The sequence below is a fragment of the Candidatus Nitrohelix vancouverensis genome, from assembly GCA_015698305.1.
Lineage (GTDB): Bacteria > Nitrospinota > Nitrospinia > Nitrospinales > VA-1 > Nitrohelix > Nitrohelix vancouverensis.
On record CP048620.1, the window covers coordinates 2,218,853 to 2,240,073 of the forward strand.

Annotated in this window: 20 protein-coding genes; 10 read left to right on the forward strand and 10 right to left on the reverse strand. The window is 50.6% G+C overall.

Features of this window, described 5'->3' with window-relative positions; all coding sequences use genetic code 11:
- Positions 1 to 79: 79 nt before the first annotated feature.
- From G3M78_10210 to G3M78_10235, 6 genes are all read left to right on the forward strand, one after another.
- Positions 80 to 820, forward strand: a complete 741-nt coding sequence (locus G3M78_10210; protein QPJ65742.1) for a tetratricopeptide repeat protein — start codon at positions 80 to 82, stop codon at positions 818 to 820.
- Between the two features lie 175 nt (positions 821 to 995).
- Positions 996 to 1,931: a VacJ family lipoprotein gene (locus G3M78_10215; GenBank protein ID QPJ65743.1), complete on the forward strand. Its 936-nt coding sequence runs from the start codon at positions 996 to 998 to the stop codon at positions 1,929 to 1,931.
- A gap of 88 nt (positions 1,932 to 2,019) precedes the next feature.
- Complete coding sequence (locus G3M78_10220; protein ID QPJ65744.1) at positions 2,020 to 4,197, forward strand: thioredoxin domain-containing protein; 2,178 nt, start codon at positions 2,020 to 2,022, stop codon at positions 4,195 to 4,197.
- Positions 4,198 to 4,333: 136 nt separating this feature from the next.
- A complete protein-coding gene (locus G3M78_10225) occupies positions 4,334 to 5,293 on the forward strand; it encodes a chlorite dismutase (protein ID QPJ65745.1) in 960 nt (319 codons plus the stop codon).
- Between the two features lie 74 nt (positions 5,294 to 5,367).
- Complete coding sequence (locus G3M78_10230; GenBank protein ID QPJ65746.1) at positions 5,368 to 6,024, forward strand: hypothetical protein; 657 nt, start codon at positions 5,368 to 5,370, stop codon at positions 6,022 to 6,024.
- Entirely contained in the window at positions 6,011 to 6,535 is a 525-nt protein-coding gene (locus G3M78_10235) for a DUF1643 domain-containing protein (GenBank protein QPJ65747.1), read from the forward strand. The genes G3M78_10230 and G3M78_10235 overlap by 14 nt, the downstream gene beginning before the upstream one ends.
- Before the next feature lie 31 nt (positions 6,536 to 6,566).
- Here the strand turns inward: G3M78_10235 and G3M78_10240 are convergent, their stop codons facing one another.
- Both G3M78_10240 and G3M78_10245 read right to left on the reverse strand, forming a co-directional pair.
- On the reverse strand, positions 6,567 to 7,004 hold the full coding sequence (locus tag G3M78_10240; GenBank protein QPJ65748.1) for a hypothetical protein: 438 nt from the start codon (positions 7,002 to 7,004) through the stop codon (positions 6,567 to 6,569).
- Positions 7,005 to 7,015: 11 nt separating this feature from the next.
- Entirely contained in the window at positions 7,016 to 7,906 is an 891-nt protein-coding gene (locus tag G3M78_10245) for an Mrp/NBP35 family ATP-binding protein (protein QPJ65749.1), read from the reverse strand.
- 283 nt (positions 7,907 to 8,189) lie between these two features.
- Between G3M78_10245 and G3M78_10250 the strand changes: the two genes are divergently transcribed.
- Both G3M78_10250 and G3M78_10255 read left to right on the forward strand, forming a co-directional pair.
- Positions 8,190 to 10,319 (forward strand): ATP-binding domain-containing protein, encoded by a 2,130-nt coding sequence (locus tag G3M78_10250; protein QPJ65750.1) that lies wholly within the window; start codon positions 8,190 to 8,192, stop codon positions 10,317 to 10,319.
- Between the two features lie 52 nt (positions 10,320 to 10,371).
- Positions 10,372 to 11,022: an adenosylcobinamide amidohydrolase gene (locus G3M78_10255; GenBank protein QPJ65751.1), complete on the forward strand. Its 651-nt coding sequence runs from the start codon at positions 10,372 to 10,374 to the stop codon at positions 11,020 to 11,022.
- A gap of 21 nt (positions 11,023 to 11,043) precedes the next feature.
- Here the strand turns inward: G3M78_10255 and G3M78_10260 are convergent, their stop codons facing one another.
- Genes G3M78_10260 through G3M78_10290 form a run of 7 tightly spaced genes read right to left on the reverse strand, consistent with a single transcriptional unit; the run spans position 11,044 to position 19,238 of the window.
- On the reverse strand, positions 11,044 to 11,847 hold the full coding sequence (locus G3M78_10260) for a pentapeptide repeat-containing protein (GenBank protein ID QPJ65752.1): 804 nt from the start codon (positions 11,845 to 11,847) through the stop codon (positions 11,044 to 11,046).
- A 6-nt stretch (positions 11,848 to 11,853) separates the two neighbouring features.
- Positions 11,854 to 13,197, reverse strand: a complete 1,344-nt coding sequence (locus tag G3M78_10265; GenBank protein QPJ65753.1) for a hypothetical protein — start codon at positions 13,195 to 13,197, stop codon at positions 11,854 to 11,856.
- Positions 13,194 to 14,210: an endolytic transglycosylase MltG gene (gene mltG, locus G3M78_10270; protein QPJ65754.1), complete on the reverse strand. Its 1,017-nt coding sequence runs from the start codon at positions 14,208 to 14,210 to the stop codon at positions 13,194 to 13,196. The genes G3M78_10265 and mltG overlap by 4 nt, the downstream gene beginning before the upstream one ends.
- Before the next feature lie 33 nt (positions 14,211 to 14,243).
- Positions 14,244 to 15,323: a histidinol-phosphate transaminase gene (gene hisC, locus G3M78_10275; GenBank protein ID QPJ65755.1), complete on the reverse strand. Its 1,080-nt coding sequence runs from the start codon at positions 15,321 to 15,323 to the stop codon at positions 14,244 to 14,246.
- Positions 15,323 to 15,964: a guanylate kinase gene (gmk, locus tag G3M78_10280; protein ID QPJ65756.1), complete on the reverse strand. Its 642-nt coding sequence runs from the start codon at positions 15,962 to 15,964 to the stop codon at positions 15,323 to 15,325. The genes hisC and gmk overlap by 1 nt, the downstream gene beginning before the upstream one ends.
- Complete coding sequence (locus tag G3M78_10285; protein ID QPJ65757.1) at positions 15,961 to 16,842, reverse strand: YicC family protein; 882 nt, start codon at positions 16,840 to 16,842, stop codon at positions 15,961 to 15,963. The genes gmk and G3M78_10285 overlap by 4 nt, the downstream gene beginning before the upstream one ends.
- A gap of 5 nt (positions 16,843 to 16,847) precedes the next feature.
- Complete coding sequence (locus tag G3M78_10290) at positions 16,848 to 19,238, reverse strand: sulfite reductase (protein QPJ65758.1); 2,391 nt, start codon at positions 19,236 to 19,238, stop codon at positions 16,848 to 16,850.
- A 214-nt stretch (positions 19,239 to 19,452) separates the two neighbouring features.
- Between G3M78_10290 and G3M78_10295 the strand changes: the two genes are divergently transcribed.
- On the forward strand, positions 19,453 to 20,166 hold the full coding sequence (locus G3M78_10295; protein ID QPJ65759.1) for an isoprenylcysteine carboxylmethyltransferase family protein: 714 nt from the start codon (positions 19,453 to 19,455) through the stop codon (positions 20,164 to 20,166).
- A gap of 1 nt (position 20,167) precedes the next feature.
- Here G3M78_10295 and G3M78_10300 read toward each other — a convergent pair whose 3' ends face one another.
- Positions 20,168 to 20,575, reverse strand: coding sequence for a hypothetical protein (locus G3M78_10300; GenBank protein ID QPJ65760.1), 408 nt, complete (start codon positions 20,573 to 20,575; stop codon positions 20,168 to 20,170).
- A gap of 146 nt (positions 20,576 to 20,721) precedes the next feature.
- Between G3M78_10300 and G3M78_10305 the strand changes: the two genes are divergently transcribed.
- Complete coding sequence (locus G3M78_10305) at positions 20,722 to 21,084, forward strand: YraN family protein (GenBank protein ID QPJ65761.1); 363 nt, start codon at positions 20,722 to 20,724, stop codon at positions 21,082 to 21,084.
- The last annotated feature ends 137 nt before the right edge of the window (positions 21,085 to 21,221 follow it).

Sequence of the window (21,221 nt, forward strand, 5' to 3'; positions counted from 1 at the left end):
AGAATGCACATTTTTCCACGCATACTCCACCGTAGCGCAGATCACTGCGGTTCATGTTCCAAGGATTTTTAATACTACCATGCCTACCAAATATAAAGTTATCTGGACCTTTTGCACCCTCATCGTTCTGTTGGGTTTTGTTCTTGTCTCTGCAATTAATAAATCGGGGAAAGCGGGTAAGGGGCCGATGAAGGAAGCAAAAATCAAGAAAGAATTTGACGCTAAAATGAAGGCGGCGCAGGAACCGCCCGCTCCCCCGCCAGTCGACCCAATCAAGGAAATTCAGGAACTCAATGCTCTGGGTAAATACGTTGAAGCGGCAGAGTACGCCGCTGAAGTGGCGGAGGTTAACCAGGATGTCTCGAAAATTTTCACCTGGTGGGGGATTTCGCTCGTTAAAGCGGAACGTCGCACCGAGGCGTTTGAAAAATTCGAACGGGCTGTTCAACTGGACACGGCCAGCACGAAAACCTTTTTATATTGGGGTCTCGCGCTTGCGATGGAAAAACGCTACCAGGAGGCGATTGAAAAGTATGAGGCGGCTGTCGCTCTAGATCCTGAAAACGCCAGCGCCTACGCCTATTGGGGCGCCGCCCTGGGACATCTGGGCAAACATCGTGAAGCGGTGCAGAAGCTGGAGCAGGCGCGTCTGGTCAATAAATTCGAGCAGGCGAGCTATGGCTTGCTTGTGGACATGTATTTTCATTTGAATAATTACGATTCCGCTTGGGAAATCGTGAAAATTGCCGAAAAGATGAATATCGCCATACCGGAAGGTTCCTTGCGACGATTGTCCGAAGCTCAGCCCCGGGTCGGCTGAACTCAATCCGAATGGCGCGCGGGCCCCATGTCCGCCTTTCGAAACGGCCGTTAGGCTTGGGCAATTGTATGAAATTGTTTGAATTAGCATTTTTTTTCAGGTAACTTTATAATTGGTTAGTTACATTTTGCATTAGCCCTTTTGACTCTAACCTATCCTGTTGGAGGTTGCGCAAGTGAATCATTTTCGAATTTTATCCATTATCTGTGGGGCCTTGTGCGCGGTTTTACTGGTCAACGCGCCGGGAGACACTTTCGCGAGCGCGAGTCATTCGTTCCAGTCGCCGACAGTATCTTCGCAATCAGCTTCGGATCTTGTTTTTGCACAGACTTCGGAAGTCACTATCAATCTCGAAAAAAAGATGCCGTCTCAGATGGATATAGAGAAGGCGAATGAAGATTCAATTCAAGGCGAAAAGCCGTCCGCTCTGGATGGCGCCGTTTCAGAAAGCTCCTCTTTCAGCGATATCGAAGATCCCTTCGCGACCCAGGCGGATGAAATTCCTGAATTGAAGGATCCGCTCGAAGGCTACAATCGTTTCATGTTCAACGTAAATGAGAATATTTACGACTATTTCATGGAACCGGTAGCGCGCGGCTATCGCGCTGTTTTGCATGAGGACATCCGCATCGCCTTGAAGAATGTGTTTGATAATGCGATGTCACCAGTTAAGTTTGTCAGTAGCGTGGTTCAAGGCGATCTGGATAAATCGGCCCGGGTATTGAGCCGTATGGTGATTAACACGACGGTTGGATTGGGCGGGATTTTTGATGTTGCCGGCGATGGTTACGCAGTCGACAATGTGAATGAAGATTTTGATCAGGCACTGGGTTATCACGGAGTGAATACAGGGCCATATATTGTCCTTCCATTCTTTGGCCCCTCAACGGCGCGTGGAATGGCGGGTCGCGTGGTCGACTCATTTTTAAACCCCACAACTTTTTTCTCACCGTCCTTTTTGGTCGGAGCGGGAATTACCATGGAAGAAAAGGTGAACGACGTGTCGTTCATCATCGAAGATAAGAAGTCGATCAACGAAAGCGCGATTGACGAATATGAAAGCGTTCGGGATTTTTACCATCAATATCGAGAAGGTCTGCTGAAAGAATAAGAGCCTGCGCTCTCTATTTCCACACCCCCATCGTTATCTCCGAAACGGTTGCGTCGAGGAATCCCGTCTTTACTGAAATACACTGATTATGGCCAATGCCCTGAGCGAGTCCACGAGTCCTTACTTGTTGCGTCATGCGCATCAGGCGGTCAATTGGTTTCCCTGGGCTGAAGAGGCGCTGAAAAAGGCTGTCAGCGAGCAAAAACCGATTCTTTTGAGCATAGGCTACACCGCCTGCCACTGGTGCCATGTGATGGCGTCGGAATCGTTTGAAGACCCCCGCATCACCCAATACCTGAACGAACATTTCATCTCCATCAAAGTCGACCGGGAAGAACGTCCTGATGTCGACGCCTTTTACATGAAGGCGTTGATTGCCATGAACGGGCAGGGCGGCTGGCCTCTCAACGTTTTCCTGACTCCCGATCTCAAACCCTTTCTGGGCGGATCGTATTTCCCGCTCAAAGGCGGAGACAATCGCCCCGGTTTTCTCGATGTGTTGAAAGCCGCATCGGACAGCTTCCAAAATCGCTCCGAAGCCACCGCTGAATACGCTGAATCCATCATGAAGCAGACGGCGCAGTCGCGCATCAAAAAAGGCGGCTCCGGTTCGCGCGAATCCGTATTGAAGGGAGCGTGGAAAGATGCGCTTGCCGTTCTCGAAGAAAACTACGATTCGGAATATGGCGGCTTTGGTTTTGGCATGAAGTTTCCCGAAAGCTCGGTCTATCAATTTTTATTGAGATGCTGGCTGAAAACAGGTTCGAAGGAAACGCTGGAAATGCTGGATAAAAGTCTGACCGCCATGAGCAAAGGGGGATTGTACGACCAGTTGGGCGGCGGCTTCCATCGCTACGCGACGGAACGAAACTGGGAGGTTCCTCATTTTGAAAAAATGCTCAGCGACAACGCGCTCTTGACGCGCCTGTTCCTTGAATGTTTTCAGGCGACGCGGCAGGAGATGTATTCACGGATTGCGCTGGAAACGCTGGATTATTTACGACTCGAAATGATGTCTGAAGACGGCGTATTTTACTCCAGTCAGGCGGCGCATACCGACGGGCTGGAAGGCGCTTATCACACTTGGGAGATGAAAGAAGTCCTGGCCTTGCTGGGGCCGAGAAACGCCAAGGTGTTTGCCCAGGCTTATGGAATGAGCGCTGGCGGCAATTTCAATCGCCGCAATGTGCCGGTGGCCCGAGCGTCAATGGAGGCGATCGCAGAGCGAGACGGCATCCCCATTTTTGAAGTGCAACATATTTTGAACTCAGGAAAGAAGACCTTGATGGAAGCGCGTCGTCGAAGAAAAGCGCCTGAGAGGGACGATAAAATCATCACCGCCTGGAATGGTTTGATGATTCAGTCTCTGTCGCTTGGTTACGCGGTGTTGCAGGACAAGAGCTTGCTCGACGCTTCTCTCAAATGCGCGGAGTTTATCTGGAGTCGGCAATGGGATGGAGATCGGCTTTTCCGCGTGTATTCTCAAGGCCGGTCCAGCGTGCAGGGGACGCTTGAGGATTATGCCTGTCTTGTGGAAGGTTTCATCGCCTTGTACGAGGCCTGCTTCGATCCGGTTTGGATTGAACGCGCCTGTCAAATTGCCGATGCCTTGATCCGTGAATTCCACGACGTCTCGGACGGCGGCTTTTTCATTTCTTCGATTTCGGATGATTCCATTCCTCTGCGTCTAAAAAACGCCGCAGACGATGCGGCTCCGTCCGCCTATTCTCAAGCCGTATCTGCATTGGCGCGATTGGCGGCGATCACGCAAAAGAAAGAATACCTGCGTTTGGCGCGTGAGTCTGTCACCGCCTGCGGCGACATGATCGAAGAGACTCCCGCCGCATTCGCCAGTCTGCTGGGCGCGCTCGATCTTGTCGAGGGGCCGGTGGCAGAAATTGTCTTTACCGGTTCTGCCGATCACTCAGAATTTAAAAAAATGTATGCGGAAGTGTTTCATGATTTTCGTCCCTGCAAGATTGTGATGCAGGCTGTCGGCGACGCGGCGGCGGAAACCTTGCCGTTGACACTGGGGAAATCATCCGCACAGGGAGAACCGCAGGTCTACGTTTGTCAAAACCAGACCTGCAATGCGCCGGTGGATTCTGCGACGGCGCTCCAGCGATTGCTGGAACCGCCCCCTGAAATTCAAATCAATATCTTTGATGAAAACAAGCATACGGCTGAAATGCATACCAAGGAAAATGAGAATTTTCTTGGCGCCATGTCTGAAATTTTCAAACATTCAGGCTTGGGCGGTAGGTAGCAGGCGAGAAAAGGTTATTTTTTGTTTTGTAGTTGCGTTTGGATTAGAGCAAGGCCAGGATATAAAATCTTTGCTTTTATGAATGGTTAAGGTATAATCCGCTTATTCAAAACCATTAAATAAAGAGAATTCCGATATGAGTGTGAACGACAAAGAACTTGAAGATTTCATGCCCGCCCTGGAATTGAACTGGACCGACGGCGCGGTCGAGCGAATGAAGAATGTACCGTTCTTCGTACGCAAGAGCGTTGTCAGAGGGATTGAACAATTTGCGAAGGATATGGGCATTGAAGAAGTAGACGATGCGGTTGTTTCACGAGCCAGACAAGAGCGTGAAGGCGCGGCGATCGCTAAAGCGCGCGCAGAGAAAACCCAGACGTCGACTGATAACGGAGAGAATAAGGAAGTTAAGCGTCAGTATGTTAACTTCGCTTTTTATAAATTGGACCCTGCGTTTCGCCGACTTCCCAAAGAGGAACGGGAAGAAGCCAAGCGTGAGTTCACCGACTTTTTAGAGGAATGGGACGCCAATTCCAAGATGATCCTCCTCAGTTATTCCATGGTGGGGATTCGTAGTGACTGCGACATCATGTTGTGGCGGATTTCTTATGAGCTGGAAGAGTTCCAGCGCATGACGACGCGTATGTTGCTCACGAAACTGGGTTCGTATTTGAACGTAACGCTTTCGTATTTGTCGATGACCAAGCGTTCGATGTATCAGGATATGTTCAACCCGGAGCATGAGGAAGATCGCACCCATATCATTCCTGGAAAAGCGAAATACCTGTTCATTTATCCTTTCGTTAAATCGCGAGAATGGTACTTGCTGACTCAGTTCACGCGTCAGGGAATCATGGACGAGCATATTTTCGTAGGTAATAAATTCCCATCCGTTAAATTGAACACGACCTATTCGTTCGGCATTGACGATCAGGAATTCGTCGTGGCATTCGAAACGGATTATCCTCAGGATTTTGTGGATCTGGTCATGGAGTTGCGCGAGACAGAGGGAAGTCGCTACGTTGTGGAAGACACGCCGATTTTCACCTGTGTTGCGATGTCTCTTGAAGACGCGATCAACAGCCTGGGCATCTAGTCCTCGGGATTGATTTTTGATGGAAAGGGCTTGCGCCTCGGGCGCAGGCCCTTTTTTTCGTTGTGGAGGATGTCGTGCGGATCATTTATCTCCTGTTCTTCATTTTAACAGCATCGCCAGTCGGAGCGACGCCTGTAAATGTGGCGGCTCTGGGCGACTCCTATGTGAGCGGAGAAGGACTTCTGCCGGAAGAGGGCTGGCCGGAGCAATTGATTGCAAGGGTTGAAGGGGTGGAGTTTTCAGGCAATCTTGCGGTCTCTGGCGCGATGGCGAACGAAGTCTTGCAAGATCAAATTCCCGGCTTGAATGCTCTGCGCCCGGACTACCTTCTGTTGCAGGTGGGCGTCAACGATTGGATGCACAGCGCATCCAGCAAAACCTATCGCAAACGCTTGCGGCGACTGCTTGACGCGATGCAGGATGCGCTCGTCGATAAAAACAATATTCTGTTGGTGACTGCGCCCTTGTTCTCATGTTCACCGGCGCGTTCAAACTGGGGTTACGGCAAGAGCGCGGTGAACGGCATTCAGAGAATGAATCGAATTTTGATGGAGGAGGCGAGCTTGAGACATCTGGCAGTGGTCGATATCTTTGATTTATCCAGACAACTTTGTTCTGGCGAGGACATGTTCGCGGACGACGGACTGCACCCCTCGGCGCGTCAATATACGGAGTGGACAAATCTCATCCTTCCAGAATTTTTGAAACTACTGGCAGATGACAGACGATAAAGAGTGGGACAGGGGCGCCTCGTTTTCCCGGTGCGGCGCCTACCGATACGACCTTTGGCGGATATGGGATCAGAATAAGGATTTTGTCGCCTTCATCATGTTGAATCCGTCAACAGCGGACGTGTACAAGAACGACCCGACGGTGGAGCGCTGCCAGCGATTCGCCCTTGCCTGGGGCTTTGGCGGCTTGCATGTTTGTAATATTTTTGCGTTGAGAACAACCTACCCAAAGATTTTAAGAGAGAACAGTCGCCCTGTGGGAACTGGAAATGATGCGATGATTCTAAAGCGAGCGCAAGGCGCGGGGAAAGTGATTTGCGCCTGGGGGAATCACGGCGCATTTCTGGATCGGGGTGAAAAAGTGGTGACCAAACTCCTCAAGCGCGGGATTCAACCACACGCCTTTGACCTGACCCTGCAGGGGCAACCCAAACATCCTCTTTATTTGCGGAAAACCGCCAAGGCCAGGCCCTGGAACGGTTTCCCGCGCAATAAAAAGAAAAGCTCCTGACAAGTAGAACGGCTCGCAAGCGAGCGCTCTGTCACATACCGACTTTTTCGCGAACCTCGTCCATCAATTTGGCGTCGATGGTGGTGACGCCGCGTTCCAGGGCAAAATTGATGACGGTTTTTTTCGCCATGTTGCGCACGAAAAATGGAACGCGCTTGATGCGTTGTTGCGCCTCTTCCGTCCAGATCAAATCGTCTGCCGACGGAGCGCCTTTTTTCAGTTCTTCTTTTCCTTCCGCAAGACTCGAAGAGAGCACGCCCATAGGGGCCGTGCCTTCCGCCGACGAGCCGCCCATTTCGACGCCGAGTTTGCTGACAAATTCGGTTTCAAATTTATTGGTCAGCATGGCGATGGAGTGCCCGCACTTATTACACTTGAATTTCATGGCCAGGTTTTTATTTTCTTCCGGCATGATGCCGTCAACCTGGGTTTGCATTTGTTCATCGCAAGGGATGCAAAGGAATTTCATTACTCCTCCTGTCAGGATTTTTGTTTGATAAAAGTTAAGATGGCGTCGGCAACTCCTTCGATGGCTTTGCCCGTTACTGAGTCTTTGTTTTCTACGTAAAACAGACCGCCAGAATCGGTTTTTCTGGAGATTCGGGTGTCGAAAGGAATTTTGCCGATGAAGGGGATTCCCTTGCGCGTTGAAAGCTCGTTGACGTCTTCGCCTTCAAATAAAGTTCCTTCTTTGTCGCAATGGGGGCAGACATAGGTGGCCATGTTTTCGATCAGGCCGATGACTGGAACCCCCATTTTGTTATTTTTGGTGATGGATTTTGAAACGATGTGTTGCGACAGGGGAGAGGGGATGGTGATCTCCACCACGCCGGACAATTCCGGAATCAGACTGCGGATATTGTCAATGCGGTCGCTACCCGGAGGCATGTCCACCAGCAGAAAGTCCAGTTCGCCCCATTTGGTGTCCGCCACAAGCTCGCGCAAGGCGGTGGACTCCATGGTGCTCACCCAGACTGCGGTGGCTTCCGGGGTTTCCGTCCACATCACCGGTTGGTCGGGATTGGACAAGAGCATGTCCATTGACATGATCTTGATTCCGTGAACGCCGTGTCCTGGCTCCACGCCGGTTTCATCGACTTCCAGCTTGGCGTCTGGGGCCACTCCCAGGAGATGCGCGATGCTGGGACCGTTCAGGTCGGCGTCGAGAATACCAACGCTGAAACCTTTATCCGCCAGACAGGCCGCAATGTTGGCGGTAACGGAGCTTTTGCCAACCCCGCCTTTGCCGCTCATCAGGCAGATTTTGTATTTGATTTTATCCAGGCGGGAGCGCAGTTTGACTCCCAGGCTTTGCACCTGCTCAACAATATTCGAGCCGCCGTCTCCCGCAAGGTCCTCATATGTTTTCATGAATTTCTCACTAATGATTGGTTAGGATAATGTTTTCTGGCGTGACTTCTATCATAGCGAAAAATCCCCTCATCTCAAAGCATTACTTGCCCCATTGCATGGCGTTAAACGTAAATAACGCGCCGGGGAACATTATTATTGACCCTGAGACGCAAGATAGTTAGAGTGATGGGTTTCAGCCGATTCGTCTCTGCGGCGGCTTTTCGGGCTAATTAGCATGGAGTCTATCGAGTTCGTCGATTGATCTTATGTCGCTGGTTTTAAATTGAATATTGAATAACTCATGTCCCTTTCAGAAACAGATAAACAGCTGGTTGAGGCGGAAGAAGCGTTGTTTCAGAAAACGCTTCAATCCTTGTTCGAGCAACTTCCCAAAGCGCAGTTGGCAAAAATCGCGGCGCACAATGAAGCGCGTGAATTGACCCGTCAAATGGTAAACGAGTGGAATGACGAGGCGCGTCAGGCGCTGGTTTCTGATGAAGCGGTGGCGCATCGTGTCTCGGAAATTCGCAACGACTCCGATCAGATTCTGCTGGAATTGCTCAAGGAGCCTTACTTCGGGCGCATCGTGACCGAAGAGGAAGACGGTTCCGGGGCTTCGTTTCTGATCGGTTCTCGCGGCAATCCCGATGCGGGAATCGTGGACTGGCGCAGCGGTCCGCTCTCTGCCCTGTATTTCAATTACCAGCAAGGCGAGGAGTTTTTCGAAGAGATCAACGGTCGCGAGCGTATTGGGAAAATCAAACTGCGCCGATCCTACAAAGCGGATCAGGGGCAGTTGATTCAGATTGAAACGACGGAGGGCGTGTTCCAGAAGAAAGAGGGCGAGTGGACTCGATTGGATGAGGACATGCAGGCGGCGGCGATGCGTTCACGCGCCGGTCGTTCCAAAGAAAAGCGCTTGCCTTCCATTCTGTCGCTCATCACCAGCGAGCAGTATGAAATGATCACCACCGACCCGCACCGACCCGTTGTCATTCAGGGATCGGCGGGTTCAGGTAAAACAACGGTCGCTCTGCATCGTCTGGCCTGGCTCCTGCATGAGAATAATTCATTCGCCAGCGCAGAGAACACGCGCATCATCGTGATGAACAAATCCCTGCAGGTCTATGTCGGCGCAACCCTGCCTTCGATGGGGATCCACGATGTTTCGGCGACCACTTTCAATAGCTGGGCTTTTGCGTTTGCGCGCGAAGCAGGGGTGGATCAAAACCGTTTCAAATTTCAGGAACTGCCTGCGGATGTGGAGGAGATCAAATCATCGGAACGCTCGCTGGCTCTCCTGCGTTCCTATGTGCAAAGACAGAGCGACGCTCTGGACGCGACCGTACGCGACGCGGTCGCCTCTTCAGCCTATTTGCTGGCGATTTGGGAGGCCTCGTCGTCCAAGGCCTGTCTGCCGCGACTGAGGGACTTTTTGTTCGATGTGGGTAAGGAGAAATTACCGCCGGATGAAAAAGAGTCGATCGTCGCGACTTTGAATTCAAAATTGCAACGCCTGGAAGATTATCCCCAGGACATTTACGACCTGTTCATGGACACCGCTTTCCTGCAACAGTTTCTCGGAAGCGACCGCGCCCCGACGCTGGAATTGCTCGGCCGCAGGACGGAGAAAAATCAACAGAGCCGCCTGCTCGATTTCTTTGATCTGACTTTGATCCTGAAGCTCATCCAAATCAAAAACGGCGGATTGCCTGCGAAGAATGGCGGCTATGTGAAACTCGATCATCTGGTCGTGGACGAGGCGCAGGACTTTGGTCCGGTTGAATTTGACGTGTTGTTCGGCGCAGTGAAAAGCAAAAGGGATGTGACCATCGTCGGCGACGTGTCGCAGAAAATTGTGTTCTCACGAAAATTCCCTGGCTGGGACCGCTTGCTGGCAAGTCTTGGCATTCCCAAAAACGAATTGGTTCGTCTGGAGGTTTCGTATCGTTGCACGGCGCCGATCATCAATCTGGCGCGTAAGATTGAAGGCAAGCAAACGGATATCGAGGGACGACGCGGTTCTCCGCCGCACTGGATACAGGCGGAAACTTATGAAGACCTGCTCTTTCGCATGGCCGAGTGGGCGGATAAATTACGCAAGAAGGACCCCAATTATTTGATCGCGCTGATCTGCCGACGCACCCGCCAGGCGATGGAATTCAAGGAAGAGCTGGAGCAATACATTCCCGGCGTTCGCTTGGGGCGCAGGGAAATGTTTTCCTTTGAGCCGGGAATCATGGTCACTAACGTGCATCAGGTCAAGGGATTGGAATTCGACGCCGTCGCCCTCATCGATCCGAGCGAAGACAATTATCCTTCGCATCAGGAAGAGAGTCGAAATCTTTTATATGTTGCGATCACCCGCGCTCAGGACGAGCTGGCCCTCGCCGTGCATGACAAAGAATTCTCGCGCATACTGACCAACTGACGGCTTTGGATTCAGCGATCAAACGCCGGTTGAAATTTCAAGGCTTCATTCCATGCAAAGCGATGTCCGCATTGACCTCATCGACAAAGCCCTTGTGGTCCGGCTTCCCGAAGCCTGGCCCGTTATCAGCTGGGCGCCTTTCAACGGCGGTTCTCGCCGGGCTTCCACCCTTGTCAATAAACAGATAGAGAGCGTTGACCCCGAGAAAATAGATTCTCTGTTCCGGGAATCCGCGCGATCTCTGGACGTCTTGCCTGATGAAATGGTGGGGCTGTTGACAGCGGCGGATGTTGGCAAATATAAAGTGTCGATGATCGAATTGGATGGACTGTGGGTTCTCGCGGCGATCACGCTTGGGCTGGACAACGCGCGAACCGTAGGCGAAGCGCATGAGCCAGATCAGCGCAAACGACGCTCTCCGGGTACCATCAACACCCTCTTGTTATGCAATGCCCTTCCCAATGAGGCGGGACGCCTCGAAGCCCTGCACATGGTCGCCATGGCCAAGACCTATGCCCTGATGCAACACGGCGTGAAGTGCAAACACTCCGGCCAGCCTGCGACGGGAACCGGAACCGATTGCATCGTCATCGCCGCCAGCGGCGAAAAGCCGGTCGACTATTGCGGCATGCACACCCCGCTCGGCGAACTCATCGGCAGAACAGTTGCTACGGCGATGAACGCCCATCTTTCCGTCGAGTAATAATTTTTTAATAATTGCTAGTCAGCGTTTCTTTTTGGCTTTTTTGACGACTTTTTTTGCACCCGGTTTTTTCCTGGGTTCTGGAGGTTTGGTTTCTTCTTCAGTTTTTCTCTTACTGACTTTGAATGTCGATTTGGAAGTCCATGAGATGTTGATATAGTCTGGCAGTCGAGTGGCTTTATCGATCAGGATCGATTCGATTTGCTCAGGTTCCAGATTCAATACGGAAGAGAAATCGGTTCCTTCTAATTGCGCGTCGGTGAGCATGGCTTTGTCGACGATTGTGTTTTCAAAAACAGCGTTGCGTAAATCGGCGCCGTAGAAATTGGCTTCGGTGAAATCGGTTTCGATGAAATTCGATTCGTTCAGCGCGGCGTTGCTCAAGTTGGCCCAGCTGAAATCGGCGCCATCCATGTTGACGTTTCTCAGATCAGCTCTGTCGAATTGCGCATCGCGACAGTCGGCGTCGCTGAGATTGGAATTGGAGAGATTGCATTGTGAGAGGTCGGCTTCGATGAGTCCGGCGTTGGACAGGTTCGCTCCGCTGAGGTCTGCGCCGCTTAGGTTGGCGTCGGTCAGGCTTGCATTGGACAAATTGGCGTCGATCAAAATGGAATTGGATAAATCAGCGCGGTTCAGTTTTCCGTCGCTCAAGTCGGCGCCGCGAAGGTCTTTGTTGCTGAGGTTTTTACCCGAGAGATTGGCTTTGGAGCGTTCTACTTTTTGAATTTCTTCGAGGCGCGCGGCTTCCTGCTTTTTGATTTCGGCGAGTTCGGCTTCGCTGAGTTCAAACTCATCTTTCTTTTTTTCAGTTTCTTCGGCCATGACGGATCATTCCGCCTGTCTGTAAATTTCAGATGCGGGTAGAATTTTGATGCCCAGCGCTTCGAAACCATCCTTCGCCCTTTGCGTGAATTTGCCTCCAAGCATCAAATCGATTTCCTTGTTGGAGCTTTCCTGAATGGCTTGAATTATAGCCTTCGCCATTTCCGCTGTTTCCTTATCCCATGTCAACAGATCCCAGGCGATGGGAATCACCCATCTGGAGTTGTCAGCCTGAGCGACCACGCGGCCGTTGAGGACGGCAATGCGATTGATTGGCGAGTGATCTTGAGAATATTGTCTCAATAATTGAGCGCGTTTTTGATTCAAATAGGCCTGTGAAAAATTATTCGCCTTCATGGATTCCCTGATAAATACAGAACGATCAGCGGTTCCTGGCATGGAATAGAGGGCGGAGACAAGAATGATTTCCTGCCTCGGGGTGTAGTGCGGGTGCCTGAGAAATTCCTTGATGATATCTTCATCCATGTCCATCTGCAGAAGACGCTTGCGATTGATACTGCGTAAATCTTCCGGTGGATAATCTCTGATGATTTCGTTGATCTGGGTGGATTCTTTATTTCGATTCGATGCGCCGCCGGTCAGGGAGGACAGCCCTTCTCCAATAATGAATCCTCCGCTATAGCTGGCCCAGGCCACGCGGTTGAGCTCCTGTTGCAAGGCCTTGTTCGGTGAATAGACGTCGATATCCAATTGAAACGCCAGTTTGCGTTTGGCGGAAGAAAAGCCGATCAGTTCTTTTGCAATGGCGTCTTCTTCTTCACTCCGACTGCCTGTCGCCATTTCTCCAACGCGGTCCATGTAGCGAACGACGCCTTTGGGAATGCCGGTGATGGTGTCGACGGGATCTTCTAATAAATTTTTAACGAAGTTGAAAGGAGCGAGCGCGGCTTTTTCTGCGGCGCTGACAAAGGATTTTGATTCTTTCATGTTGAGCAATGCATGCATTGCGTGAATTTCGCGAATCAGATTTTGCGTGTGGCGGACCCCCAGCGGGGTGTGCGAGCCGAATTTGCTTTTAATCTGAAACTGGACGAAGCGTTCATTGAGCTGGGCGCGTGAGCTGACGCGGTGTAGCTTGCTCGCCATGAATGAATCGGCAAGAAATTGTCGAGTCTGTATTTCTGAAAGCGATTCATAGTCAGCGGAGACTTCAAGCGGTTTCGTTATTTTAGGGAGCGGTTGATAGAGACCTTCCCATAGATTGGGGGAACTGGGTAATTTCTGGGCGAACAGAAGCTCGACGTTGCCGGCCAAGAGCGAGCTACAGAACAGGCCGAAAATTGTAAGAGAGAAAAAGCGGCGCGAAATGTTTTTGGAGGTATCTGTCATGGCGTCCTTTTAATGGGTCGCAACTGATATTTATGTACGGCGCGGTTGTGTTCCTTCAGATTATTGGAAAATTGATGCGTTCCATCCTGTTTGGAAACAAAATACAGGTGATCGGTTTGCGCGGGGTAGAGTGCCGCTTCGATGGCCAATTGACCCGGGCTGGCAATGGGGCCGGGGGGCAGGCCGCGATAGCGGTAGGTGTTGTAGGGCGAATCGATGTACAGATCCTTTTTTCTTAAATTGCCGTCAAAATCCTTGATCGCATAGATGACGGTGGGATCGGTTTGCAGGCGCATTTTTTTATTCAGACGATTGTGGAATACCGATGAAATGAGTTTGCGCTCTTCTTTGGCTCCGGTTTCTTTTTCTATGACCGATGCGAGAGTGATGATTTCATGCAGACTGTAGCCGATTTCACTGGCGCGCTCCAGGTATTCTTCGGTGAAAATTTTCTTTTTAAAATTATTCAACATCGTTTCCACGATGACCTGGGCGCTGGTGTTGCGCGTGAAGTGGTAAGTGTCCGGGAACAGGTATCCTTCCAGCGATCCGCTGGTGATGCCGAGGGAAGCGAGGTGTTCCGGGTTGGAGACTTGTTCAATAAACGCTTCGCCTCCGGCGAGTCCTTCGTCGCTGAGGATTTTATTGATCTCGATGATGCGGTAGCCTTCAGGGATGGTGACTCTGTGTAAAATGGCCTGTCCTGAGGTGATCTTCTCTAGAATCTCTCCGGGTTTCATCCCAGCGTTCAATTCGAACTCGCCAATCTGAATATTCTTTTGTTTGCGTTGCGCGTAGGCAAGAAGTCGGAACGCGCTGGGACTGCGGATGAGGTTCTTTTCAAATAAAAGACGGGAGACGCTGGTGAGGCTGGCGCCTGGCGGGATTTCAACGATGGCGGCTTGTGAACCGCGTTCTGCAATGGGTGTGAACGCCTGATAATAGAAGAGGCCGCAGATATAGAGAAAAAGTCCTAATGCAATACCCGCTCCGGCGAATACGGAATATTTCAATAGCCGCATATTCTTATGAAGTAGACCGTCTCGCTACTGGAAAGACGATGCGCTTGTCGTGAGTTGGTTGAGGAATAGGTCGTTTTGTTCCGGTGAACCGATCGTCGCTCTTAAACAATCTTTAAGGCGCGGGTGCGCTCCCAAATAACGAATCAGAACTCCATTTTCTTTCAGGCTTTGATGCCATGCTTCGGCCTGGCCCGGGGCCTGAAAAAGAATAAAATTTGAATCGGAAGGGAAGGGCGTTACATTTTCTATTTCTCCAAGTCGGGCGCTCAAACGCTCTCGTTCCTGAAGAATGATTTCAATTTGTTTTTCTACGGCTTCAAAATTCGAGATCAATCGCTCTGCCATGAACAGGGACACTGAGTTCAGATTGTAGGGTAGGCGAATTTTTTCCATCTGCGTGATGATTTCGGGAGAAGCGACGCCGTAGCCAACGCGTAGACCGGCGAGTCCGATTTTGGAAAGGCTTCGCAAGACAACCAGATTGGGATAGGAACTCAATTGATCGACAAAACTTTTTCTGGCGAAATCATGGTAAGCCTCGTCAAGCACGACAATGCCTTTAAAATTGTCGAGCACCTTGATGATTTCCTGTCGTGAAAAACAATTTCCCGTTGGGTTGTTGGGGTAACTGAAAAAAACTATTTTTGCTTTGCGTTGTTGCAGGACGTCCAGAATGCGCTCCCCTTCAAAATCCCATGCGTCGTTCAAATCAATGGGGATGGGCGTCGCGCCCAGACCCCGCGCAATGATCGAGTACATGGCAAAGCTCGGATCGGGAAATGCGACGCCGTCTCCGACGTCGCAAAAAACCTGTATCAACAGTTGAATCAGTTCGTCGGAGCCGTTGCCCAGTACAACTTGAGAGACGGACGTTTGCAGTCGGGAGGCGATGGCCTGTTTGAGTCCTGCGCCCGACGGGTCGGGGTAGCGATTCAGTTCCAGAACAGACAACTGGCTTTGCAATTCCGCAACCAGTTCCGCCGGAGGGGGAAACGGGTTTTCATTTGCATGCAGAGAAATAGCGTCGAGCGGTTGCTCCGCATGATAGGGATTTAAATCCTGAATTTTTTGAGTGACCAGTTGCGGGTCCCAGGTTCGCGGCATCAGATGATTCGGTTTGAGTGTAGTAATGTTTGTAAATCCTGCGCGGTCGGCACATAGTGCGCGGCTCTTAATTTTTCGGTCTTGATGATCGACATGATGTTCTGCGCAGTGTCTTCGACATTATGATTGGTGATGACGTAATCGTATAATTTGTACTGGCAGATTTCATTTTTTCCGGTTTCAATTCTACCTTTGATTTTTTCTGGACTTTCCGTGCCGCGCGTTTCCAGGCGGCGCTGAAGTTCTTCAAGAGAGGGCGGCAAAATGAAAATGAAGACGCCGGAAAAATTCATATCGCGCAGGCTTTCCACGCCCTGGATGTCAAGCTCCAGCAATACGTCGTCGCCTTTAGCAATGGTTTTTTCGATGGCGTCGATTGCGGTGCCGTAAAAATTATTGTGGACTTGCGCCCATTCCAGAAAATCTCCGTTTGAGATTTTTTGCTTGAAGGTCTCTTCGGAAATGAAATAGTAGTCCAGGCCTTCTTCTTCTCCGTTTCGCTTGGCGCGAGTGGTGTGGGAGACGGCGAATTTCAGTTCAGGCAGTTTGGCCCGAAGCAATTTGCAGGTGGACGTTTTTCCCGTACCCGAGGGAGCGGAAATGATGAACGGAATTCCTTTTTTGGCGCCGTTGATGGTCATTCAATGTTGGCCAACTGTTCGCGGATTTTCTCGAGAATACTTTTAATTTCGATTGTGGATTTTGAAATTTCCAGATCGATTGCTTTGGAACCGATGGTGTTGGTTTCCCGGTTGAATTCCTGAATCAGAAATTCCAGTTTGCGGCCAATCGGTTCTTCGGATTCTGCCAACTGACGGAAGTGGTTCAAGTGGCTTTCCAGCCGGGTGATTTCTTCCGTGATGTCGCAACGGTCCGCCATGAGCGCGACTTCTTGCGCGAGTCGACTTTCTTCCATGGGCGCGCCGTCGAGTAAGGCTTGAATCCTTTCCTTCAGACGTTCCTTGTATTGCTCCACCATGATCTGTTGGCGCGGCATGATCGCTTCCTTGCAGGTTTCAATTTCATCCAGTCGTTGCAGGATGTCCGTTTGCAAGTGATCGCCTTCGTGCCGTCGCATCGTCAACAATTCGTTCATGGCGTCTTCTGCGGCGCTCAACACCAACTCTTCCTTTTCTTCATCGACGCTGGTTGGCTCTACCTGAATAAGGTCTTTGAAGGACAGAAGAGAGTTCAGGTCAATCTCGCCCGATAGACCAAGCGACTCCCGAATTTGAATCAACGCGCCATGATACTGCGTCGCCAGAGGCAGATTCGGCCGAATTTCTCCAGTGATGCCGTCGGCGTCGTTCTTTTGAAGGGTGACGGAGCAGTCCACCGTGCCTCGGGCGCATTTGGATTTAATAAGCTTTTTGAGGGGAAGCTCCAGGCTTGCAAAGTTTTTAGGGATGCGCGTTTTGACTTCAAGAAACCGGTTGTTTACAGACCGGATTTCAACCTTGCACGTGTAGTTTCCCAATTGCTTTTCTGCCCGGCCAAACCCGGTCATGCTTTTAAACATTCAGTCTACGCTTTTTTAACGACGATTTTGTGGTGTCCGTTCTCGCTGACCTGAGACAGGATCTCATGACCATCGTTGCCAAGGCTTTTGGGAACGTTTTGAATCGGTTCGCCGTCGTCCAGCAGGATTTCGAGCAACTGACCTGAATTCATCATTTCCAGTTTCAACTTGGCTTTAACGTAGTTGAAGGGACATTTGACGCCAAGAAGGTCCATCGACACTTTCTCAACAGTCGCTTCCTTTTTAGAAGATTTCTGCTCTTCTGCAGGAGAGTCTCCGCCGGTGCGAATTCTCAGCGATTTGTCCTCGTGAAGTTTATTCGTGACGAGTTTGCATTGTTCCAGTAAGTCCTGTGCGTTTGCGACCCACCATTCAGACTGTTCCTGCGTCACCGTCGAGGTGTTGCGGAATTGTTCGATGAGGCTGGAGAAGCGTTGCGACACGATTTCCATATCGATAATCAGCGAATGGAATTTTTCCATACATTCCAGATCGTCGGTGAAGTCCATGCCTTCGGTGACAAGCAAGGCTCTCGCCGAGGCGACCGCAGAGCGTTTTCCGAAATCGACCGATTCCTGATACTGTTTGTTTTCCAAAGCAAGTTTGCACTGGAATTGTGCGCGTTCCGCTTCGGAAAGTCGGTCGGTTATCATATCGGTGACGGCGCCGGCGCATTCGCCCTGACCCCGGTCTTCCAGAGAAAACTTTTTCTCGGAACCGTAGTCGAGATAGGCGAAAGGGTTCTTTTCGATTTCTTCAAGAGCGATGTAATCGCGCAACAGTTCCTTGAAATAAGGTTTACCCATGCGCTCAACATAGCCTTCGAAACGTTCTTCGGATTGTTTCTTTTCCTTGTAATCTTCAATCAGCTTGCGTATTGCCGCCGGTGAATTTTTAGCGGGCAGTTTGATTACGGACTCGCCAAACTTCATCGCTTCTTCGGTGACGTATCCGCCGAGGAACAATTCGTAATGCGGCGTGAGGATGCCGTTCACCTTTTTGGCGCCGCCATGAAGGCCGATGGAGGCGATATGGTGCTGACCGCAGGAGTTGGGACAACCGCTGGCCTTGATGCTGATGTGGTCGAGATCGGCTGAATGCGGGAAGCCGTTTTCCATTTCCTTGCTCAGATGCTCTGCGATGCCGCGCGACGCGGTGATGCCAAGGTTGCAGGTTTCGGAGCCGGGGCAACAGGTGATATCGCGAATCTCTTCGGTGCCTGCCTTGTGCAGACCGATTTTCTTCAACTCGCCAAAAACATGACCGAAGGCGCTCTCCTGAATCCAGGGGATCATGATGTTCTGGTTGACCGTGTTGACCACTCTTCCCGCAGCGTATTGCGACGTGATTCGGCTCAAGGCGCGGGCTTGATCGCTGTTCAGGTCGCCAAGAAGCAGTTTGATGTGGACATTAAAGAATCCATCCTGCTTCTGGGCAAAGGTGTTGCGGGCCTTCCAGGACTGAAATTCCGGGTCGGCGTCGAACTCCGTATTTGCCTCAAATTTGGGAATATGAGGGGTGAATTCTTCGGGAACCTCAATCTTCGGAAATTTCTTGTCGGCGCGGGCGTCGAATTCTTCCTGAATGAGTTGGTTGACCTTGTCTGAACCTAATTTATCCAGCACATATTTGAAACGCGCCTTGTTGCGGTTGCGCTTGTCGCCATGCTTGTCGAAAACCGCGACGACGGATTCGCACAATCTCAGAAGGTTGTGCGCTTCAACGAAATCGCTGAAAGGCTGGGCGATGCGCGGGGAGGAACCGAGGCCGCCGCCCACAACCACTTTGAAACCGAGAACGCGCTTGCCGTCTATGACTTTATCTGCGGCGTTCAGGCCGATGTCGTGCATCGGAGACAAACCGCAACCGTTACAGCCGCCCAGACTGATCTTGAATTTGCGCGGCAAATTCTGCGTCATCTGATGGCGGATGAGGAAATCGGTGACCGCTCGCCCGTAAGGCGATACGTCAAACAATTCATCTTTGCAGGTTCCAGCTTTATGACAGGCCGTTACATTGCGCACGGTGTTGCCGCAGGCTTCGCGCGTGGTCATGCCGTTTTCGGCGAGCAATTGCATGGCTTCGGGAACGTCTTTAACGTTCACGTAATGGAACTGGATGTCCTGTCGCGTGGTGACGTGTAAAATTTTATTGGAGTATTTATCCGCAAAATCAGCGAGAACATTCAGTTGTTCCGAGCTCAAACGCCCTTGAGGGAGTTTGGTGCGAACCATTTGCTGGTTTTCTTGTCGCTGACCGTAAATGCCTTGTTGCAGACGAAATCGTTTGAAATCGTCATCGGATACTTCGCCGCGTTCGAGCCGCTCTACCTCTGCGGCAAAATCTTCAATTTCACGACGGACGACCTCGGGGATATTAATGGTTTTGGCGTCCATGACTTGGAACCTCAAAAAAAGTGTCTATAATTTCGATTTGATTTAGTTTAATGACGTGTATATGAAAGCGCCTGCCGCAAGGTTTGCATATCTATATAAAGCAGGCAAAAATAGTGATTGAATGAGTCGTCGGAGACGACGGCTTCTATTGAGCTTCTATCTTATAATAAAATTACCAAAAAAAACAAAGAAATACTGTATTTTATGTGTCGTCATGATTGAATCCATCATTTATTTCAATTTCATTGTCTTCGTCGCGGCGTTTGCATTCGCCTTGTGGAAAAACTGCAACGCGACGACTTTGCAGGTGGGCGCCATCTATCTGGCTCCGCTGATTCCTGTGGGTTTAGATGATGCGGTGGCGGAACGGTTTCTTATTGTTTCTCTTCTGAATTTTATTTTCGGAATCATCGAGCTGGTTCTGTTCGTTAAAACGGTGAGGCCGGGGGACGCTTCGCTCTCGAAGGATTATTTTCGGCAACTGTTCGGTCATACTTTGCCGATCGCCGCCGCTCTGGTCGGGGCGTCATTTATTGCGCGCGCGTCGGAGGCTCCGGTCGGGTTTTATGAAGGGATGGCTCTTGCTCTGATTTTTATCGCGGGAGCCGTTTTAAGGGTTGTTGCGGTCTGGCAAATTGGAGCGCTTGGCTTCAAATTTGACATTGTTTTTCGCGAGGAGCAGACGCTTAAAAACGATCAGCTTTACGCCCTGATGCGTCACCCGAGCTACACGGGAATGATGCTGGTGATCCTGGCTTACGCGATCAATACGCATTCCTGGATCGCCGGAACAGTGACGCTATTGGTGGCCTGGTTTGGCTTTCAATTCAGGATTCATTACGAGGAAAAGGCGCTTGAAGCGCAGTTTGGAGAGCCGTATCGGGAATATCGGGAGCGCACTTCGATGTGGATTCCGTTTGTAAAATAATCTAGCTATTAAGACTATTTACGATTGATATTCTTATGAAGTAGTTTAGGTAAAGTGTGAGCAGGATATAGCCATAACTGCCTAAAATGTAGATGGGCAGGTTGATGCTTCGCGGCGGCGTTTCCTGGAGCGCGTCGGTCTCTTGTTTTTTGATGCGGAACCAGTTGGCGATCAGCATGACCACGATCAGAATAGGGGGATGGTAACTGAGCACCGCCATCAATCCGGCGGTGATAAACGAGAGTCCCCACATCAGAGGAACCTTGATCCAGTGATTGCCGGTGAAGTCGTCGGAGGCGTTCATCATCGCCGTGAAGCAAACGAGATAAAAGAGTACGGATTGCACCAGCCAGACCAGAAACTGGGCAATATTTCCTCCACCGGGGATGTCTTCTAAAGTCAGGATCATGATTCGATTTTCAATCTCAGGATTTTTCTATGCCTCACGCCGGGCGAAGGTTTTTTGTACAGGGCGAAGGATAGCAGGGCCGTTTAAAATGTCTAGTCCCATTTTTGCCATATGGGGCCTCTGATAGATTTTCTTCCGAGGGAGTAATGACGAAAGCGAACAAGTCATTTGGAGATGCGGGAGAAGCCGCCGCTGTTGCGCGATTAAAAAAGCTGGGCTACCGGATATTGAAGACAAACTACAAGGCCCCGTTTGGCGAAATCGATGTGATCGCAGAACACGAAGGCGCCGTCGTCTTTGTGGAAGTGAAGGCGCGAAGCGGGACGGATTTTGGCGGTCCGTTACTCGCCGTGCATCCTCAGAAACAACGCAAGATTGCCCAGGTGGCGCAATATTTTCTAACAAAAAACAAGATCGGCTCCCGCGAAACGCGATTCGACGTGGTGGGCATTACGGGAAATCAGGACGATTGGACGATTGAGGTGGTCAAGGGGGCGTTCAGGATTTAGAATAGTATTTGTATTCTTTTGGCTTAGATGGGTGAAATCTTGCAACTTTTTGCCGTTTTTTGCTTCAAAATGAATAACATATCGACGACGCTGGTAGGTCTTCGATCATTAATTGATTTCAGGAGATGTCTGTGAAT

Bases quoted from the DNA above. Each gene is read 5' to 3' on its own strand.
- G3M78_10255 (QPJ65751.1), top strand. From the start codon at position 10,372: ATGCAAAGCGATGTCCGCATTGACCTCATCGACAAAGCCCTTGTGGTC.
- G3M78_10300 (QPJ65760.1), bottom strand. From the start codon at position 20,575: ATGATCCTGACTTTAGAAGACATCCCCGGTGGAGGAAATATTGCCCAG.
- G3M78_10210 (QPJ65742.1), top strand. From the start codon at position 80: ATGCCTACCAAATATAAAGTTATCTGGACCTTTTGCACCCTCATCGTT.
- G3M78_10260 (QPJ65752.1), bottom strand. From the start codon at position 11,847: ATGGCCGAAGAAACTGAAAAAAAGAAAGATGAGTTTGAACTCAGCGAA.
- G3M78_10285 (QPJ65757.1), bottom strand. From the start codon at position 16,842: ATGTTTAAAAGCATGACCGGGTTTGGCCGGGCAGAAAAGCAATTGGGA.
- G3M78_10240 (QPJ65748.1), bottom strand. From the start codon at position 7,004: ATGAAATTCCTTTGCATCCCTTGCGATGAACAAATGCAAACCCAGGTT.
- G3M78_10265 (QPJ65753.1), bottom strand. From the start codon at position 13,197: ATGACAGATACCTCCAAAAACATTTCGCGCCGCTTTTTCTCTCTTACA.
- hisC (QPJ65755.1), bottom strand. From the start codon at position 15,323: ATGCCGCGAACCTGGGACCCGCAACTGGTCACTCAAAAAATTCAGGAT.
- G3M78_10305 (QPJ65761.1), top strand. From the start codon at position 20,722: ATGACGAAAGCGAACAAGTCATTTGGAGATGCGGGAGAAGCCGCCGCT.
- G3M78_10225 (QPJ65745.1), top strand. From the start codon at position 4,334: ATGAGTGTGAACGACAAAGAACTTGAAGATTTCATGCCCGCCCTGGAA.
- G3M78_10295 (QPJ65759.1), top strand. From the start codon at position 19,453: ATGATTGAATCCATCATTTATTTCAATTTCATTGTCTTCGTCGCGGCG.
- G3M78_10290 (QPJ65758.1), bottom strand. From the start codon at position 19,238: ATGGACGCCAAAACCATTAATATCCCCGAGGTCGTCCGTCGTGAAATT.
- G3M78_10220 (QPJ65744.1), top strand. From the start codon at position 2,020: ATGGCCAATGCCCTGAGCGAGTCCACGAGTCCTTACTTGTTGCGTCAT.
- G3M78_10250 (QPJ65750.1), top strand. From the start codon at position 8,190: ATGTCCCTTTCAGAAACAGATAAACAGCTGGTTGAGGCGGAAGAAGCG.
- gmk (QPJ65756.1), bottom strand. From the start codon at position 15,964: ATGACCATCAACGGCGCCAAAAAAGGAATTCCGTTCATCATTTCCGCT.
- G3M78_10245 (QPJ65749.1), bottom strand. From the start codon at position 7,906: ATGAAAACATATGAGGACCTTGCGGGAGACGGCGGCTCGAATATTGTT.
- G3M78_10235 (QPJ65747.1), top strand. From the start codon at position 6,011: ATGACAGACGATAAAGAGTGGGACAGGGGCGCCTCGTTTTCCCGGTGC.